At 63.5% G+C, this 3,377-nt stretch carries 3 protein-coding genes; all 3 read left to right on the plus strand.

What is annotated here, in order from left to right; genetic code table 11:
- Nucleotides 1–254 precede the first annotated feature (254 nt).
- Nucleotides 255–1,265 carry a diiron oxygenase gene (locus GVY39_RS33560; protein ID WP_159930982.1) on the plus strand — a complete coding sequence of 337 codons (1,011 nt, stop codon included), beginning with the start codon at nt 255–257 and terminating at the stop codon, nt 1,263–1,265.
- A gap of 159 nt (nt 1,266–1,424) precedes the next feature.
- Nucleotides 1,425–3,044: an MFS transporter gene (locus tag GVY39_RS33565; protein WP_159930984.1), complete on the plus strand. Its 1,620-nt coding sequence runs from the start codon at nt 1,425–1,427 to the stop codon at nt 3,042–3,044.
- A gap of 93 nt (nt 3,045–3,137) precedes the next feature.
- Nucleotides 3,138–3,275, plus strand: coding sequence for a hypothetical protein (locus GVY39_RS33570; protein ID WP_159930986.1), 138 nt, complete (start codon nt 3,138–3,140; stop codon nt 3,273–3,275).
- Nucleotides 3,276–3,377: the final 102 nt, after the last annotated feature.

The raw sequence follows: 3,377 nt of genomic DNA on the forward strand, positions 1-3,377 counted from the left end.
GAGCTTGTGGTACCGGAATTCACCACCAGATCGGGCCGCGAGCAGCCCGACGTTGCCGCAATGCGCGATCAACCGCAATCAGAACTTCACAACCGAGACACACAACCGAAGTTCCCAGACGCTCACTTAATGGAGCCGCAGCTCTGGAATTCCCTGAAGCGCGGCCGAGAAACCTGCTTGCGATAGACCACTCGTTCTATTAGCCTGATGTTAGCGTTACATGTAGTAACAGAAAACGTGGCGAGGAGAGGCCGATGACGATCGAGGTGAACCAGGCCGGGCCCGGCGACGATGTCGTCGACAAGGCCCGGGCGTACGCGGACAAGCTGTCGCTGCTGTCGGAGGGTTCGGTGCACCGACGCTTCGACCCTTACCTCGATATCGACTGGGAGCACCCGGATTTCGAGGCCGACACCGCGCCCGAGCGTTGGATCCTCACCGTGTCCGGTGAGATGCTGGGGCCTCATCCCTGGTATCGGGCGTTGCCGCGGGAGCGTCAGATCGCGATCGGTAAGTACCGGCAGTCCAATATCGCGAAGGTCGGGTTGCAGTTCGAGTTGATGCTGATCAGCGGCATGGTCCAGCACGCCTACCGTCTGCCCAACGGCTCGCCGGAATTCCGGTACTGCACACACGAAATCATCGAGGAGTGCAACCACAACCTGATGTTCCAGGAGATGGTCAACCGCATCGGTATCGATGTGCCCGGGATGACGCCGTGGTTGAAAACGCTGCTGGGATACGTGGTCGGGCCCGCCGGAGCGTTGTTCCCCAATCTGTTCTTCATGGGCGTACTGGCCGGTGAGGAACCCATCGATCACATTCAGAAGGCGATCCTGCGTTCCGGTGAGGAAGTGCATCCGATCATGCGCTCGGTGATGGCCATCCACGTGGCCGAGGAGGCGCGCCACATCTCGTTCGCCCATGAATTCCTCAAACAGAGAGTGCCGCAGACTAATCCGATCCACAGGCTGGGCTTGTCGGTGGCCTTGCCGATCATCATGTTCGCGCTCGGCCGCGCTATCGTCACCCCACCGCGGGCGTTCTTCTCCGAGGCCGGTATCCCGGACTCGGTGCGGAAGGAAGTGTTCTACCGCTCGCCGGACTCGAAACAGGCCTTCGCCGACTTCTTCGCAGACGTCCGCACCCTCGCCGCTGAGATCGGGTTGATCAACCAGATCTCCCGCCGGGTATGGAAACTGCTCGGCATCGATGGACCCACCACCCGCTACCGTTCCGAACCCCACCGGCGCGCGGCGGCCTGATCTGGCGTTCCTGCAAAAGCCGGTGCTGTCGCGGAATCGAGCCGCCGCCGGCGCCCCTGTGGCTGTCGGCCCGCGGTGGCCAACCATCGTGCCCGAGCGGGCTGGCGGCCACCCCTTTCCGAGTTAGCCCGCAGCGCAATGACGAGGAGTCGATTTCCTATGCCCCACCCATCTGTCGCGGAACCCGCCGCACCGGCAGCGCACTCCGCAGTTCCGAGCGTGCGGGGTCGGTGGCCGGCACTCGCCGTCATCTGCGTCGCGGAACTGCTCGTGGTGCTCGACAACACCGTCGTCAACGTCGCGTTGCCGTCTCTGGGTGTGCAGTTGCGTGCCGGCTTCAGTGGGTTGCAGTGGGTGGTCGACGCCTACACGCTGACCTTCGCGGGCCTGCTGCTGGCGTGCGGTCACCTCGGAGACCGCTACGGCCGGCGCACGGTGATGATGCTGGGGCTGGCCGGCGTCGCGGTGATGTCTCTGGGTGGCGCATTGGCGACCGACCTGGGCCAGGTGATCGCCGCCCGCGCCGCGATGGGAGTGTTCGCCGCCGCGGTGTTCCCCGCGACCCTCGCGCTGATCATCAACATCTTCACCGACGTCAGGGAACGGGCCATCGCCATCGCGGCGTGGACGGCGATGGCCGGCTTCGCCATCGCGATCGGGCCGACCGCCGGCGGCTGGCTACTCGAGCACTTCTCCTGGCACTCGGTCTTCTGGGTCAACGTTCCCGTCGCCACCGTCGTCCTGGTTCTCACTCGCCTGCTGGTTCCCGAGTCGAAGGCCACACACACCGGCAGGCTCGACGTCATCGGCATAGCCCTGTCGCTTCTGAGCATCACCGCCTTGGTGTGGACCATCATCGAGGCCCCACATCAGGGCTGGCTTTCCCCGGCCAGCCTGACCGGCTTCGTCTTCGCCGTGGTCTGCTTCGTGATGTTCCTCCGGTGGGAATTGCGCACTGCGGCACCCGTGCTGAACATGAACCTGTTCCGGATCCGGCGATTCTCCCTGCCCGCGCTGGCGATCGCGGTCGGCTACTTCTGCATGTTCGGGTTCTTGTTCATGATCACCGCGTATTTCCAGGGAGTGATGGAGCTGTCGCCGCTGGAGTTCGGTTTGCACTCGCTACCGTTCGCCGTGTCCATTGCCGTCGGCGCCCCGGTGGCCACGCTGATCGCCCAGAAGACCGGCACCACCGCGGTCATCGTCCTCGGTCTGGTGGTGATGAGTGTCGGAATGTTCGTCGCCGGGCAGGTCGAGGTGCAGACACCCTATGTCGGTCCCGTGCTCGTCTCGATGGTGCTGATGGGCCTAGGACTGGCAATTGTGCAGGGCCCGGCGACCGAATCGATCATGTCCTCTGTCGCCCTCGACGAAGCAGGAGCCGGTTCGGCGGTCAACGACACCACCCGCGAGGCGGGGGGAACCCTCGGCGTCGCGGTGCTGGGATCGATCGTGGCGTCGGTGTACACGACCAAGGTCGGACCGCGCATCGATGCCATCCCAGAGTTCCTGATGACCCCGAACGAGAAGAGCTTCGCCCGCGAAAGCGTCATCGCCGTCCTGGAAATGGTCAAGCGCCCCACCAACCCGGCCTTCGCCCCCCAGAAGGCCGAACTGATCTACGCGATGAAATCCGCGTCCATGGAGGGGTTCCGACTCGCGTCGTATGTGACGGTTTCGGCTTCACTGATCGTCGCGGTTGCCATAGCCATCTTCCTGCCATGGAAACCCGCCGACGAATCCGTGCTCCTCGTCTGGAAAGAGAAGTCCAAGCCATGAAGAGGGGGCGGCAGGCAGTAAAACGCGAATCCTCGGCTGCCACCGTATCAACGAGCCGGGACAAATACCTGCCGACCTGAAAAAGGGGCTGTCATGGAAAACCTGACCAACGCAAAGCAATTCGATGCCATCGTAATAGGATCCGGCTTCGGCGACAGCACCGCCGCCGCCTACTCGGCTGCGGCAGGCCAACAGGTGCTGCTCTTGGTGTCGCGTCCGGCTGAATACTGACCCTCTGGTTCCGGGTGAATGTTGACCCACCCGTGAACGATCATGAGGTGCTGAACGTGGAGGACTGGGCGGAGATCCGCCGGTTGCATCGCTCGGAGGGGA

Origin of the sequence: Nocardia sp. CY15 (assembly GCF_009829295.1) — a bacterium.
GTDB classification, from domain to species: domain Bacteria; phylum Actinomycetota; class Actinomycetes; order Mycobacteriales; family Mycobacteriaceae; genus Nocardia; species Nocardia sputi.